18 protein-coding genes are annotated in these 14011 nt (G+C 71.6%); 10 read left to right on the top strand and 8 right to left on the bottom strand.

Translation table 11 applies throughout. The annotated features are described in order from the left end of the window. The first annotated feature begins 11 nt into the window (after positions 1–11). Positions 12–230 carry an MbtH family protein gene (locus tag AB6L24_RS17825; protein ID WP_405656341.1) on the top strand — a complete coding sequence of 73 codons (219 nt, stop codon included), beginning with the start codon at positions 12–14 and terminating at the stop codon, positions 228–230. A gap of 113 nt (positions 231–343) precedes the next feature. Continuing rightward, entirely contained in the window at positions 344–1549 is a 1206-nt protein-coding gene (locus AB6L24_RS17830; protein WP_405656342.1) for a cytochrome P450, read from the top strand. A 90-nt stretch (positions 1550–1639) separates the two neighbouring features. Here AB6L24_RS17830 and AB6L24_RS17835 read toward each other — a convergent pair whose 3' ends face one another. Next, positions 1640–2098, bottom strand: coding sequence for a nuclear transport factor 2 family protein (locus AB6L24_RS17835; RefSeq protein WP_405656343.1), 459 nt, complete (start codon positions 2096–2098; stop codon positions 1640–1642). A 156-nt stretch (positions 2099–2254) separates the two neighbouring features. On the opposite strand from AB6L24_RS17835, the gene AB6L24_RS17840 reads away from it, so the two are divergent. Together AB6L24_RS17840 and AB6L24_RS17845 are read left to right on the top strand one after the other, a co-directional pair. Next, positions 2255–2833: a TetR/AcrR family transcriptional regulator gene (locus tag AB6L24_RS17840; RefSeq protein ID WP_405656345.1), complete on the top strand. Its 579-nt coding sequence runs from the start codon at positions 2255–2257 to the stop codon at positions 2831–2833. 69 nt (positions 2834–2902) lie between these two features. Continuing rightward, on the top strand, positions 2903–3733 hold the full coding sequence (locus AB6L24_RS17845) for a class I SAM-dependent methyltransferase (RefSeq protein ID WP_405656346.1): 831 nt from the start codon (positions 2903–2905) through the stop codon (positions 3731–3733). A gap of 60 nt (positions 3734–3793) precedes the next feature. On the opposite strand, the gene AB6L24_RS17850 is transcribed toward AB6L24_RS17845, so the two are convergent. Further along, positions 3794–4591, bottom strand: a complete 798-nt coding sequence (locus AB6L24_RS17850; protein WP_405656347.1) for an SDR family NAD(P)-dependent oxidoreductase — start codon at positions 4589–4591, stop codon at positions 3794–3796. Positions 4592–4650: 59 nt separating this feature from the next. Here AB6L24_RS17850 and AB6L24_RS17855 point away from each other — a divergent pair, with 59 nt between their 5' ends. Next, positions 4651–5031, top strand: coding sequence for a MerR family transcriptional regulator (locus AB6L24_RS17855; RefSeq protein ID WP_405657208.1), 381 nt, complete (start codon positions 4651–4653; stop codon positions 5029–5031). On the opposite strand, the gene AB6L24_RS17860 is transcribed toward AB6L24_RS17855, so the two are convergent. After that, positions 4982–5662, bottom strand: coding sequence for a hypothetical protein (locus tag AB6L24_RS17860; protein WP_405656348.1), 681 nt, complete (start codon positions 5660–5662; stop codon positions 4982–4984). The genes AB6L24_RS17855 and AB6L24_RS17860 overlap by 50 nt on opposite strands. A 37-nt stretch (positions 5663–5699) precedes the next feature. Continuing rightward, a complete protein-coding gene (locus tag AB6L24_RS17865) occupies positions 5700–6296 on the bottom strand; it encodes a TetR/AcrR family transcriptional regulator (RefSeq protein ID WP_405656349.1) in 597 nt (198 codons plus the stop codon). An 85-nt stretch (positions 6297–6381) separates the two neighbouring features. On the opposite strand from AB6L24_RS17865, the gene AB6L24_RS17870 reads away from it, so the two are divergent. After that, on the top strand, positions 6382–6798 hold the full coding sequence (locus AB6L24_RS17870) for a VOC family protein (RefSeq protein ID WP_125264227.1): 417 nt from the start codon (positions 6382–6384) through the stop codon (positions 6796–6798). A gap of 50 nt (positions 6799–6848) precedes the next feature. On the opposite strand, the gene AB6L24_RS17875 is transcribed toward AB6L24_RS17870, so the two are convergent. The 3 genes from AB6L24_RS17875 to AB6L24_RS17885 form a co-directional block, all read right to left on the bottom strand. Further along, a complete protein-coding gene (locus AB6L24_RS17875) occupies positions 6849–9278 on the bottom strand; it encodes an RICIN domain-containing protein (protein ID WP_405656350.1) in 2430 nt (809 codons plus the stop codon). A 243-nt stretch (positions 9279–9521) separates the two neighbouring features. Further along, on the bottom strand, positions 9522–10337 hold the full coding sequence (locus AB6L24_RS17880; protein WP_405656352.1) for an SDR family oxidoreductase: 816 nt from the start codon (positions 10335–10337) through the stop codon (positions 9522–9524). Positions 10338–10498: 161 nt separating this feature from the next. Continuing rightward, positions 10499–11671, bottom strand: coding sequence for an epoxide hydrolase family protein (locus AB6L24_RS17885; RefSeq protein WP_405656353.1), 1173 nt, complete (start codon positions 11669–11671; stop codon positions 10499–10501). Between the two features lie 82 nt (positions 11672–11753). Here AB6L24_RS17885 and AB6L24_RS17890 point away from each other — a divergent pair, with 82 nt between their 5' ends. Further along, on the top strand, positions 11754–12329 hold the full coding sequence (locus AB6L24_RS17890) for a CGNR zinc finger domain-containing protein (RefSeq protein ID WP_405656354.1): 576 nt from the start codon (positions 11754–11756) through the stop codon (positions 12327–12329). Positions 12330–12356: 27 nt separating this feature from the next. On the opposite strand, the gene AB6L24_RS17895 is transcribed toward AB6L24_RS17890, so the two are convergent. Continuing rightward, on the bottom strand, positions 12357–12725 hold the full coding sequence (locus AB6L24_RS17895) for a VOC family protein (RefSeq protein WP_405656355.1): 369 nt from the start codon (positions 12723–12725) through the stop codon (positions 12357–12359). A 63-nt stretch (positions 12726–12788) separates the two neighbouring features. Between AB6L24_RS17895 and AB6L24_RS17900 the strand changes: the two genes are divergently transcribed. The 3 genes from AB6L24_RS17900 (at position 12789) to AB6L24_RS17910 (ending at position 13992) form a co-directional block, all read left to right on the top strand. Further along, positions 12789–13241, top strand: a complete 453-nt coding sequence (locus AB6L24_RS17900; RefSeq protein ID WP_405656356.1) for a MarR family winged helix-turn-helix transcriptional regulator — start codon at positions 12789–12791, stop codon at positions 13239–13241. 73 nt (positions 13242–13314) lie between these two features. Then, complete coding sequence (locus AB6L24_RS17905; protein WP_405656358.1) at positions 13315–13779, top strand: nuclear transport factor 2 family protein; 465 nt, start codon at positions 13315–13317, stop codon at positions 13777–13779. Between the two features lie 33 nt (positions 13780–13812). Further along, positions 13813–13992 (top strand): hypothetical protein, encoded by a 180-nt coding sequence (locus AB6L24_RS17910; protein ID WP_405656359.1) that lies wholly within the window; start codon positions 13813–13815, stop codon positions 13990–13992. Positions 13993–14011: the final 19 nt, after the last annotated feature.

The raw sequence follows: 14011 nt of genomic DNA on the forward strand, positions 1-14011 counted from the left end.
AGGGAGCCCGCATGAGCACGAACCCCTTCGACGACGAGAACGGCACGTTCTACGTCCTCGCCAACGACGACGAACAGCACTCCCTGTGGCCGCGGTTCGCCGAGGTCCCGCTGGGCTGGCGCGTCGTCTTCGGCACCGCGGACCGCGCCGCCTGCCTCGCCTACATCGAGGAGAACTGGACGGACCTGCGGCCCAAGAGCCTGCGCGAGGCCATGGCCGCGGGCGCGTGACACCGGCCCGCACCGGTCGCACGGACCCCGCACCGCACCCATCGCGCACAACCCCCGAGAGCCGAGCAGTGCCCGAAGAGCTCGAAGAGCCAAAAGAGAGGGAACGAACGAACATGACCGAACTCGCCGACCGCTGGGGCCTCAACCCGCTGCACTTCTGGATGTGGGGACGCAGCCCGGAGCACCCCGTCAAGATCGATGACAACGGCGTGGTCCACATGTACGGCTACGACGAGATCGTCGGCGTCTACAGCAGCCCCAAGGAGTACTCGGCCAACGTGAGCGCCGCCCTGATGGGCGACTCCGAGGCCGCCGACGCCTTCAACCAGGGCACGCTCCTGCAGGCGGACCCGCCCGGCCACACCAAGCTGCGCAGGCTCATCAGCGGCGTGTTCACCCCGCGCATGGTGGCCGAGCTCGAGCCGCGCATCGTCGAGATCACCAAGAGCCTCCTCGACGAGGCGGAGGAGCGCGCCACCGGCAACCAGCTGGAGCTGGTCGACGCCCTCACCTACCCGATGCCCGTCATGGTCATCGCGGAGATGCTGGGCGTGCCGCAGAGCGACCGCGGCCTGTTCAAGCAGTGGGTCGACCAGATGATCGCCGCCGCCGGGGACATCTCGGTGGGCGGCGAGGAGACGGCGGAGGACGCCGACGTGGCGGCCGCGCTGCGGCACGTGCCGGAGTTCCTCGCCTACCTCCAGCAGCACGTGGACGAGCGCCGCTCGAAACCGCGTGAGGACCTGCTCACCAAACTCGTCCAGGCCGAGGTCGACGGCGAGGGCCTGAGCGACGCGGCCGTCGTGAACTTCGCCAACGAGCTGCTGATCATCGGGCACACCACCACCAGCGCGCTCCTCGGCAACATGCTGCTGTGCCTGGACGCCCACCCCGAGCACTTCGCGCGGCTGCGCGAGAACCCCGAGATGGTCTCGGGCGTGGCCGAGGAGACCCTGCGGTTCCTCAGCCCCATCGCGGGTTCGTACCGCATCGCCGCCGCCGACACGGAGGCGGCCGGGGTCAAGGTGCCCAAGGGCTCCCTCGTCTCGCTGTGGCTCGGCGCGGCCAACCGCGACGAGCGGCGCTTCGAGCGTCCCCACGAGTTCGACCCCTACCGTGACCCGAACCCGCACCTCGACTTCGGCCGCGGCATGAAGTTCTGCATCGGCGCGCCGCTGGCCCGCCTGGAGGCGCGCATCGCCATCACCGCGCTCCTCGAGCGCTACCCCGTGCTGCGCACGGACCCCGCCAACCCGCCGGAGTTCCTGCCGGTGGAGCAGGCGATCGGCGCCACGAAGCTGCTCCTTCGCACCGACTGACGGGACGCGTCCGGCACACGACGGAGCGAGGCGGGACCGGAGACGCACCGGCCCCGCCTCGCCCGCGTGGTCCATGAACCAGCCCGTGAACTAGCGGACGGGGAGCGGCAGGCGCCGCTCGCTCTGCGGCCGCGGGCCGAAGATGCGCCGGTCCGCCTCGCCGATCGGCACGTCGTTGATGCTGGCCTCGCGGCGGGCCATGAGCCCTTCCGCCGTGAACTCCCACAGCTCGTTGCCGTAGCTGCGCCACCACTGACCGTCCAGCGTCCGGCACTCGTACTGGAAGCGCACCGCGATCCGCGGCCCGTGGAAGTCCCACAGCTCCTTGCGCAGCGCGTACTCGCCCTCGCGGGACCACTTGTCGCGCAGGAACGCGGTGATCTCGTCCCGTCCCGTGAGGAAGCGGTCCCTGTTCCGCCAGACCGAGTCGACCGTGTACGCGAGCGCCACGCGCTCGGGGTCGCGGGTGTTCCAGGCGTCCTCGGCGGCCTGGACCTTCAGCAGTGCCGTCTCCTCGTCGAACGGGGGGAACGGAGGGCGTGACGTCATGTCGACTCCTTCGTGCGCTCAAGCTGACCGTGCCGGCCATGCTGACCGGGGAGGCGGAGAACGCCCGTTCTCCACCTCGTCGGCTATCGTAGAGAACGATCGTTCTCGTGGGTAGCCGAGTTGCCTCCGAGGCAAACCGAGGGAGGTCGTGGCCCGATGGAGACAGCAGCCGCAGGCACCGCGGCTTCTGCTGCCGAACGCGCCCTCGACGCGGCCGAGCGGCTCTTCTACCAGCAGGGCATCCAGTCCGTCGGCATGGACCGGATCCGGGCCGAGTCCGGCCTGTCCCTCAAGCGCCTCTACCAGCTCTTCCCCGCGAAGGAACGCCTCGTCGAGGCCTATCTGGAGCGCCGCGACGCGCGCTGGCGCCGCGACCTCGCCGAGCACGTCGAGCGGCACGAGGACCCCGAGCGGCGCATCCTGGCGATCTTCGACTGGCTGGGGGAGTGGTTCGCCGCCCCCGACTTCCACGGCTGCGCCTGGATCAACGCGTACGGAGAGCTGGGCGCCACCTCGGACCCGGTCGCCCGCCAAGTCCGCCTGCACAAAACAGCGTTCAAGGAGTACGTGACGGACCTGGCGGCCCGCGCGGACCTCCCCGAAAGCCTGGGCGAGCAGGTCTTCCTGCTCGCGGAGGGCGCGATGGCGACAGCGGCCATCACCGGCACCCCGGCCCCGGCGACCCAGGCGTCCCGGGCCGCACGCCTCCTGATCACGGCTACCCGCCGGCCCTGACCGGAATCGAGCCGGCCCGGGCGGGCATGCCGGTCCGCCGGACGCCGGGGAAAAGCGGAAGGAGGGGCTGTGGTCGACGGCTGGGAATGGGACGAGACCTTGTTCTCGGGGACGGCTGCCTACTATGCGCGGGGGCGACTGCCGTACGCGCCCGGGCTCGCGCAGGCGCTCGGTGATGTCCTGCGGCTCGACGGGCAGGGGCGCCTGCTCGACGTGGGATGTGGCCCGGGTACGGTCGCGCTGACCCTGGTGGAGCTGTTCCGTGAGGTCGTGGGCGTGGACCCGGACGGCGGGATGATCGCCGAGGCCGGGCGGCAGGCGGTGCGGGCGGGTGTGGCCGGGAAGGCGCGTTGGCTGCGGGCCCGGGCGGAGGAACTGCCCGCGGGGCTCGGCACGTTCACGGCGGTGAGCTTCGCCCAGTCGTTCCACTGGATGGACCGGGACCTGGTCGCGGCGACCGTACGGGACATGCTCCGCCCCGGCGGCGTACTCCTGCACATCTCGGACCTGAAGACGGCACCCCCCACCCCGGCGGACCTGCCCCACCCGGCGCCGCCTCGCGCAGCGATCGACGACCTGGTCAGGAAGTACCTCGGCCCGGTCAGACGAGCGGGTCGAGGAACCCTGCCGCACGGCACGCCCGGCGACGAGGCGACGGTGTTCACCCGCGCCGGATTCACGGGCCCGGACCACCACGTCGTCCCGGGCGGCGAGCCCCTGGCCCGCGACCGCGACGACCTGGTGGCCGAGGTCTTCTCGATGTCCTTCTCGGCCCCGCACCTGTTCGGCCCGCACCTCCCCGCGTTCGAGGCGGACCTGCGCCGCGTGCTCCGGGAAGCCTCCCCGTCGGGCCGGTTCTCGGTGCGCCGGCCGGGCACGGAGATCTTCGTCTGGCACTAGGGCCAGGCCGCCGTACCCCCGAACCGCGACCTGACCCGTGCCGTGCCGTGTGCCGGCCGGTCAGGCGCCGATGCCCTGGCCGAAACCGCCGTCCACGGGCAGTTCCACGCCGGTCGTGAAGGTGGCGTCGACGGCCAAGTACAGCGCGGCGGCGGCGACTTCCTCCACGGTGCCTCCCCGGCCCATCGGCGTGGAGGCGTTGCCCTGCTCGACGAACTCGGCGCGCTGCTCCTCGGTCAGCTCGGCGACGCCCATGGTGGGGGTGAGGATGAAGCCGGGTGCGAGGGCGTTGACGCGGATCCTGCGGGGGAGAAGTTCGGCGGCGAGCACCTTCGTGAAGGCGGCGACGGCCTCCTTCGCACCGGAGTAGGCGCTGAGGCCGGGGAAGATCTGGTCGTTCGAGACGGTGGTGAACACGATCGCGCCGCCCTCGGACATCAACGGCGCGAGCCGCTGCACGGTGAAGAAGGCGCCCTTGGTGTTCACGTCGAAGATGCGGTCCCACGACTCCTCGGTGACCTCTTCGAGCGTCTGGAACTCGGCGATGCCCTGATTCACGAACAGGTAGTCGATCCCGCCGAAGCGGTCCGCGACCTGCTCCCCGAGGGCGGCGATGGCGCCCGCGTCCGTGGCGTCGGAGCGCACCGGGTGGGCCAGCGGGGTGTCGAGCGCCGCCTGGGCCTCGGCGAGTCGCCGGTCGCTGCGTCCGGTGTAGAGCACTTCGGCGCCGCGGTCGGTCAGGGCCTGGACGATGGCGCGGCCCATGCCGATGGTGCCGCCGGTGACGACGGCCTTCTTGCCCTCCAGGGTCTTCGGGGCGACGGCGGAAGGGTGCTGGGTGCTGGTGTGCGTTGTCATGGCGGTTACGCTAAACATTGACGTTGACGTCAGAGTCAATCTTCTGTGCCGGGGGTCACATGTTCATCGGCGAGCTGTCGAGGCGCACCGGCGTGAGCACCAGGGGTCTTCGGTACTACGAGGAGCAAGGGCTGCTGCGGCCGCGGCGACGGGCCAGCGGCTACCGCGAGTTCGAGGAGTCCGATGTGGCCACCGTGCGCCGGATCCGGATCCTGCTCGAGGCCGGGCTGAACACCGACCTGATCCGCGAGGTACTGCCCTGCATGGCCGACGAAGGCGCCATCCTCGCGCCCACCTGCGAGGAGATGGCCCAGGACCTCAAGCGCGAACGCGAGCGCCTCGGCAGCTCCATCGAGCAGCTCCAAGCCGCGCACGCCATGCTCGGCTCGATCATCCACGCGGGCGAGGCGACGACCGCCGGGGCGAGCCGCAACGGGTAGGCATGCCCCCGCGCGCCACTCCGGCGGCCGTGAGCGCACCCGCCGCCACCGTCGCGGCAGCGGTGAGCGCGACGACCAACCAGACGCCCCCGACGGGAGCGCTGGTCTGCGGCGCGGCGAACCCGCCGGGGACCGCGTACACCACGATCCGGTCACCCGCCTTCGCGTGGGCGGGGCACGCCTCGCCCAGGGGCAGGAAGCCCGACTCGCTTAGGGGGCGTTCGAGCCTCGTGCCGTCGAGGCGTGCCAGTGAGCACTCCCACGAGGTTCCGGTGACCTGCCCCGTCGGCGAGTTCCGCTCGTGCTGAACGGCCTCGGTGACCACGGTCTCCTGCCGCTCGCCCCAGACGTCGAGCACGGCCTGGTCGAGGAACGCCAGCAACCCCACGGCCAGCAGGCCCTGCACGATCGCGGCCACGCCGAAGTGCCACGGATCGAGGTGGATGAAGCACAGCCCGATCAGCGCGAACGCCGCGCCGAGGACCACCAGTACCGCGACGGCGACCACGACCGGGTGGTGCCACCACGAGGGCACGAGCACCGCGGCGACCACGGCGAGTCCGCACGTCACCGCCGAGACGGCCACCCCCACCAGCGCACCGGCCACCCGCGGCCGCCGTGTCCCGCCCACCGTCACCTCCCCGCCCCGCAGCATCCCCCAGCTTTCCCTAGCCGGTGTGCCGCAAAGCCCGCAGCAGTCGTTCCAGGGCCGCCCACGTCTCGGCCGGGTCCGCCGGGCCGGAGGGGGAGGCCAGCCACAGGGCGGCCTCGTTCATGGCGCCGGACAGGAGGTGGGTGAGGGGTTCCACGGGCTGCGGGGGGAGCGTTCCCTCGGCGACGAGGGCGGTGAGGGCGTCGTCGAGGTGCTGGGCCGACGACGCCTCGTCCAGGGCGCGCCAGGCGCTCCAGCCCAGGACGGCGGGGCCGTCCACGAGCATGATCCGCTGGATGTCCGGTTCGGCGGTCACGGCGAGGAACTCGCGGCAGCCCGCCGTCAGTTGGTCCCAGCGGTCGGCGTGCGCCTCGGCCGCCGCGGCCACACGCGTGCCCACCTCCCGCTGCACCTCCTCGAGGACGGCGCCGAAGAGATCGGCCTTGCTGTCGAAGTGGTGGTAGAGCGCGCCCTTGGTCACGCCCGCGGCCTCGACGATCTGCGCCAGACCCACCGCGCCGTAGCCCTGGGCGGCGAACAGCTGTCTGCTCTCCCGCAGCAACGTCCGCCTCGTCTGCTCCCGCTGCTGTGCCCGGACGCCCCGCTGGTTCATCGCGCTCCACTCGATCGAGGTTGACGTACCGATGGTACGCGACTACTTTCTTCACATACCAACGGTATGCGAATGAGGAGCGACCATGAAACTGACCGGCTTCTATCCCGTGATCTGCACCGCCCGGCTGACGGAGTCCCGGGACTTCTACACCCGGCTGCTCGGCTTCGAGACCACCTTCGAGGCCGACTGGTACGTGAGCCTGCGCCGCCCGGGCGACTCCCCGTTCGAGCTGGCCCTCCTCGACCACACCCACCCGACCATCCCGGAGGCCTACCGCCGCCCCGCCCAGGGCCTGCTGCTCAACCTGGAGGTCGAGGACGTCGACGCGGAGTGGGAGCGGCTCGTCGTCCGCGAAGGACTCACCCCCGCCCTGGAGTTGCGCAGCGAGGACTTCGGCCAGCGCCACTTCATCGTGGCCGACCCCTCGGGGGTGCTGGTCGACGTCATCACCCCCATACCGCCGAGCGGTGAGTTCGTCGGTCAGTACGTGGAGGGGTGAGCCGACGCGTCAACGGCTCGGCGGTCCGTGGAACGCTCCATGAGGCGGTGTCAGATCAGCCGCCACAGATGGTCCGCCGTGCCGTTGTCCTCGTACTGCACGACCTGGGCGCTGTTCGACGTCGCCATGCCGTCCACCCCGAGGACCTTCCCGCTGTGGCGGTTGCGGAGCAGGAACCAGCCGTCACCCCGGTCGACCCGCTCCCAGCGCAGATGCGCGGCGCCGTCGTCGGTGTCCTGCACGCACCGGGCGCTGTCGGCGGTCGACGCGCCCTCGACGCCGAGGACCTTCCCACTGTGCCCGTTGCGCAGGGTGAGACCGCCCGCGCCGCGGTCGATGAGCTGCCACGCGTGGTCACCCGTACCGGAGTTGTCGAACTGCACCACGCGTCCGCCGTCCTCCAGGGACATGCCGTCGACGGCCAGGACCTTGCCGCTGTGCCGGTTCCCGATCCGGTGGTAGGCGGGCTCGGGCGTCCAGGGACGGCCGTCGGGCGCCGCGGTGGGGAACGCGGTGACGCGCAGGCGTGCCGCGCCCATCGGGACGAGCGTCACCTGCTCCCGGGGCGTGTCGGCGCGGGCCGTGCCGGACTGGAGCGGGGCCACCACGTGTTCCTCGTCCGCGACCCATTCCTTCAGGCGCCGGGCGCGGCCCCGTATCCGGACCGGGGTGCCCTCGTGCGTGAAGGGGTCGCCGGTCATCGGCCCCGTCTCGGCGGTGAACGAGAGGTCCTGCTCCGGGTCGGGCGCGAGCGCGTAGTTCCAGGGGGTGGTGGCGTGCACCGCCAGGTGCGGGAAGTCGTCCGTACCCGCGTACCGCTCGTAGGTCTCGCCGACGCGCAGCGAGTAGGTGAGGGGTCCGTGGTCGACGCTGACCGCTCCGGTCTTCCAGGTGCGCACGGTGGTGCGCTGCGGCAGCCGCAGAGTGACCCGGTCTCCGCTGCGCCAGGTGCGCTCGACCTCGGCGAAGGCGGGTCCGGCCGGGGCCCGCAGTCGCTTGCCGTTGACGGCGAGGCGGGGCCGTGCGCACCAGCCGGGTATGCGCAGGCGCAGCGGGAAGTGCGTGGGCCGCTCCAGGGTCAGCGTGAGGGTGACGGTCTCCTTGAAGGGGTAGTCGGTGTCCTCGGTGACGGTGACGGAGATGCCGTCGCCGACTCTCGCGGTCACCCGGCACGGCGCGTACATGGCCGCCGCGAGACCCCGGTCCGGGGTGGCGAGCCACAGCTCCTCGGTGAAGTAGGGCCAGCCCATGCCGTAGTTGTGCGGACAGCAGCGGTACTGGTCGACGCCGGGTTGGAACGCCTGCATCGCGAACCCGTTCTGGAACTGGCCCTGGGTCTTGCGGCGGTTGTCGAGGTCGACGCTGTTGGCGCTGGTGACGTAGTGCACGCCCGACCCGGAGGGGTCTGTCGCGGCGGGCAGCAGGTTGAAGGCCAGCTCCTCGCAGAGGTCGGCCCACACCGGGTCGCCGGTGATCCGCGTGAGCAGTTCATGGCTGGCCATGAACTCGACGATCCCGCAGGTCTCGAAGCCCTGCCGCGGGTCGCCGAAGCCGGGCCTCGCGTTCTCGTCGCCCGCGAAGCCGCCACCGGGGAACTGGCCGTACGTCCCGATCGCGGTGGCGTAGTTGCGGTACGCGGCCCGGGTGTGCGCGTCCTCGCCGGAGCGCAGCGCGTACTGGGCGGGCTCGCGGAAGCCCTGCGCCACATTGACGTTGTGCCAGTCGGCGACGCCCGCCGACCAGTCGACGCCATGGGTGTGCATCGTGTCGGCGAGGTCCAGGAGGAAGGGTTCCCTCGTGCGGTGGTACAGCCAGAAGGCGACGTCGAGGCCGTCGCCCCAACGCTTCGACACCCAGCCGGAGTTGTACGCGTCGGGGCCCTGGGCGTTCATGAACCGCAGGAAGCGCGACATGAGCGGCACGATCCGCTCGTCCCCGGTGAACTCCTCGTGCGAGCGCAGCGCTTGCAGGAGCGGCAGATAAGGCCAGAAGTCCGGGCCGCCCCTGTGCTGGGTGCGCAGCCTCCGGGGCCCGAAGAATCCGTCCGGCTCCTGGGTCGCGACGATCGCGTCGATCCATCTGCGGCTCGCCGCGAGGGCGGCGCGGTCCCCGGTGAGGGCGGCGAGGTCCACGTATCCCCGCAGCCAGTAGGGCACTTCCTCCCACCCGTCCTTGTCCGGGTGCACCCAGCCGGACTCGTCGAAGACGAGGAAGTGCGAGACCTCCGCGTACCTCCCGAACAGGCCGCCGAGCAGCAGGTCCAGCTGACCGCGCAACCAGCCGCGCGCGGTGACGCTGCCCAGCGGGAGTCGCTGGAAGGCCGTGGGCGCCAGGGGTGCGGCGTGCGGGACGTAGAGGCCCGCGCGTGGCGGGGAGGCCGCTTGCGCGAGGGCACCGGGCACGGCGCTCGTCCCGCCGGCCACGCCCAGGGTGATCGCGCCGGAGCGCAGGAGGAAGTGCCGTCGCCCGAGCTGCGTCATGGCTACCGTCCCGGTGTCGTCCGTGCTCGCTGGTGGGGGCGTGCGGTGCGCTGTGCGGACGGGGGAGAGGCGGGGACGGCGTGGCGGCGGCGGTCCGCGTCCGACTCTCTTGCAACGTTGGAAACGGGGTTTCCGGCATCTCAGCACCGCGTGCCGACGTTGTCCAGAGGGCGGGCGGATTCTGCGCCCGCGCCTCGGTGGTGCCACCGCTCCACAGGGGCACCACCGGGACACGGCGCCGGGTCAGCCGTAGCGGACGGAGACGACCGCCATGTCGGCGATGTTCACATTGGCCGGTGCCGCGACGGTGAAGGCCACGGCCTCGGCGATGTCCTCCGCCGACAGGGGGCGCAGGCTGTCGCGCATCTGTGTGAGGGCGGCGCGCATGTCGTCGTCGCTCATGCCGCTGCCCAGTTCGGTGGCGGTGACGGCGGGTTCGACGTTGTGCACGCGTACGTCGCGCGGTCCGAGTTCGGCCCGGAGATTGCGGGTGAGCTGGGCGACCGCCGCCTTGGTCGCGCCGTACACGGACCAGTTGGGGTAGAGCATGTGGCTGGCCACCGAGCCGATGTGCACGAGGTCGGCGGGGCCGTTCTCCGCGGCGGCGATCAGATCACCGATGAACGCCCTCCCGGTGTGGATGAGGCCGCGCACGTTGACGTCGAGCATGCTGTCCCACTCGCCGGTGTCGGCGGTCTCGAAGGGTGCGCCGAGCATCGTGCCCGCGTTGGCCACGACGAGGTCCACGGGGCCGAGTTCGGAGCGGACAGCGGTCGCCGCACGGCTGACGGCCTCGGGGTCGGTGAGGTCCACGGCGATCGGCAGGGCCCTGCCGTGTCCGGCGGCGCGCAGTTCGTCGGCGAGGGCGTCGAGCCGGTGCTCGCGGCGGCCCATGAGGGCGACGTGGGCGCCGCCGAGGGCGAGACGGCGGGCGGTGGCGGCTCCGATGCCGCTGGTGGCGCCGGTGATCACCGCGACCCGTCCGGCGAGGGAGCCGCCGGGCCAGGAGGCGGGGCCGGAACCGGCGGTCGCGGTCGCATGCGTGGCAGGAGTTGTCATGCCTCGACCTTCGTCCGGACCGCCGTCCCTCACCAGGCAGCGCTTGGTCCAGGAGCCGCCGACCCAGGTGCGGCGCACCCCCTCTCCGCCCTCGACAACTCCGTACGGTGTCGGGCCGAGCGCAGGACCAGACGGTGGGCGGGCGCCGGGGCCCGGCCGGGTCACCGACGGGCGGCAAGGACGGCCGCGAAGCCCTCTCGCAGGTCCCCGACGAAGAAATCGGGAACCTCCAGCGACGGGAAATGCCCCCCGACGTCGGGCTCCCGCCATCGGACGATCTGCCGGAACCGCTCCTCCGCCCAGGGGCGCGGGCACAGCTCGATGTCGCGGGGATACACAGTGATCGCCGACGGGACGTCGACCCGGAGGTCGGGATCGAGCGCATTGTGGCTCTCGTGGTAGATGCGGGCCGCCGACGCGCCGGTCCGCGTCAGCCAGTACAGCGTGACGTCGTCGAGGACGCGGTCCCTGGAGATCAGCTCGAACGGGCTGTCCTCGGTGTCCGACCACGCGGCGAACTTGTCGAGGATCCAGGCGAGCAGCCCGACCGGCGAGTCGACGAGCCCGTAGCCGGTGGTCTGCGGCCGGGTCGCCTGCTGCTTCGCGTACGCCGCGTGGTGGCGCCAGAAGTCGCGGGTCCCCTCGGCCCAGGCGCGCTCGGCCGCGGTCAGCCCGTCCGTCGTCAACCCGGGCGGTGCCTGCGCGGTCGTGGTGTGGATGCCGAGGACGTGCTCCGGGTACCTGCCGCCGAGGATCGTGGTGATCACACCTCCCCAGTCGCCGCCCTGGGCCAGGAACCTGTCGTAGCCGAGCCTTCCCATCAGCTCCGCCCAGGCGGCCGCGATCCTCTCGATGCCCCATCCGGTGGTGGTCGGCCTGTCGCTGTACCCGAAGCCGGGCAGCGACGGGGCCACGACGTGGAACGCGGGCGCGGCCGTGTCCTGGGGATCCGCCAGCTCGTCCACCACGTCGACGAACTCGGCGACGCTGCCCGGCCAGCCGTGCGTCAGGATCAGCGGGGTCGCGTCCGCGCGCGCGGACCGGCGGTGCAGGAAGTGGATGCCCAGACCGTCGACGGTCGTGCGGAACTGGCCGATCCGGTCGAGGCGTGCTTCGAACGCCCGCCAGTCGTACCCGGTGCGCCAGTACTCCACGACGTCGACGAGGTCGGCGAGCGGGACGCCCTGGGCCCAGCGGCCAGGGCCGGGCGCAGCGGGCCGGACCGTCTCCGCCTCCGGCAGGCGCGCCGCGGCCAGTCTCGCGCGGAGATCGTCGAGGTCGGCGTCCGTCGCGTGGGCTCGGAACGTGTGCACGTCGTTCGTCGGGCGGGGCATGGGACCTCCTGGCCATCGCGGAACCGGCTAAGACGGTTCTAACAGCCGTCGGCATCGTGCCGCAACCGGCTAAGGTGGTTCCATGCCCGCTGAGTTCCCTGACTTCCGCCTCGGCACTGTGTTGGCCACGAGCTTCACGGGGACGCTCTCGGAGCGTCATGGCGACTCCGTGGAGCGCATTCCCGTGCCGCACCGACTCGTCGACTGGCTTGCGGTGTACGGCCTCACGGTGGACTCCTGCACCGCCGGGCAGCTCGACCTCGCCCGGGAGTTGAGGGAGGCGATTCACGCGGCGGCGACGGCGGCCGCGCTCCAGGACGCCCTTCCCGCGCCGGCCCTCCAGGTCATCAATGACCGCAGTGCGGAGGGCCGGGCCGCGGCGGTCCTGACGCCCGAGGGGGCGCGGCAGTGGCGGCTCGACCCGGCTTCCCGCGTGGAGGACGCCCTCGGCGTGATCGCCGCCGACGCGATCAGCGTCATCGCGGGCGAACGCGACGGAAGGCTGGCCCTGTGTGCGTCGCCGACCTGCCGAGCCGCCTTCTTCGACACCAGCCAGAGCCGCACCCGCAAGTGGTGCGACATGAACACGTGCGGGAACCGCCAGAAGAAGGCGCGGTTCCATGCCGGTCGGCGCGCGGTGCCCGCACCGACGGAGTGAGCGCCGGGCGTCGTGGCGTTCGGCTCGTCAGGCGCGGTCGTGGAGGGTGACCTGGTAGCCGTCGGGGTCGGCGAAGGTGAAGGTCCGGCCGAAGGGACCGTCGACCGGCGCGGAGACGACGGCGTGGCCGTCGGCGGCGAGGGCGTCGTGAACGGCCTGCACGTCGGTGGCGTGGAGCCAGATCGCGACGCCGATGCCGGGCTGGGCAACAGATGCCAGATCGGTGCCGGGAAGGATGTCGCGCAGGGCGAACGCGATCGGCTTCGTCTCGAAGACGACGGCGTGCGGAGGGCCTGCCTGTGAGCGGACGAGGCCGAGGTACTGCTCGTAGAACGCCTGGGACGCGTCGCGGTCGCGCACCTGGAGCGAGATGAAGTCGGGGCCGATGGCGGGCATGGTGGTGCTCCTTCGATCCGTGTCAGATTCCTGACACGAGGCACTGTATGTCAGACTTCTGACATGAATCAAGACGGGGTCGACCTGGAGACGTCGCTGGGCTACCTGCTGAAGGAGGCGTCGAGCGTCCTCCGCTCAGCCATGGAGGAGGTACTGCGGCCGCTCGGGATGACCGTGACGCACTACTCCTGCCTCGAACTGCTGGCTCAACGGCCGGGCCTGTCGAACTCCGAGCTTGCGCGCGGCGCGTTCGTGACACGGCAGTCGATGAACGTGCTGCTCCAGGCCCTCGAACGCGACGGCCACGTGACCAGGCCCGCGGCGCCGCCCGTAGGGAAGGCCCTTCCCGCTCGGCTCACGCCCCGCGGCCGGGAGAGCCTGGAGGCGGCGACCGTGGCGGTGCGCTCCGTCGAGGTCAGAATGCTGGCCGGCATGAGCGAGACCGAGCAGGCGGACGCGTTCCGGGCCCTGCGGAGCATGGTCCACTCCCTGCGCGACGGCAACGGCGGCGCCTAGCCCGCTCCTCGGCGGCGCCGGGTGGGTGCGAGGGGCCCACCCCGAACTGCGCGCGCTGTCCTAGCGTCGAGTGATGAGCGACGAACAAGTGATCGCGGACCTGCACAGCCGATGGGTGTTCGGATGGGAGCGCGACGAGGGAAACGCACCGTTCGACTTCCGGCGCACCTTCGACGCGTTCTACGACTTCGACTCTCCGGACGTCCGCCTCTACGACGACTTCGACCCCGAGCAGCGGGTGGCGACGGCAGCCGTCGCGTACGGGGCGATCTGGGAGCCCGCCTTCCGGAAGATGATCTCCGCGCACCATGCCGTCGACGACGGGCCGCACGTCGTCGTAGGCGGTGAACTGGCCGCGTCCACCCTCGCCTTCGTCGCGCGGATCACCATGCCCGACGTCATCACCGATATCCGCACCACGACCTCGCTGGTCTGGCGCCGAACGCCGAAGGGCTGGCGGATCGTGCGCGAACACAACTCGAGCAAGGAACTGCCGACGGGAGCCCTCGACGGCATGCGTGCGCGCACACGGACCTAGCGCGGCGCGTCACTTTCCGGCGGCAAGCCGGAGTTGACCGACTTCCAGTGCGCGACCGTCGCGGAGCCGCCCGGCCAGGGCTACTTCTACCCGCCGTCGGTGCTCACAGGGGTCGACGACTCGATGCTGGTGATGGCCGAGGAGACTTCGGACCCCTCGCTCCGGTCGCCGTCGCACAGGGGAGCAGCGGCCCGCCCCTTGCGCCGACCGTGACGCGGTGGCTGTCCCACCG

It is taken from the genome of Streptomyces sp. RK9 (assembly GCF_045070545.1).
Classification (GTDB): Bacteria; Actinomycetota; Actinomycetes; order Streptomycetales; family Streptomycetaceae; genus Streptomyces; species Streptomyces alboflavus.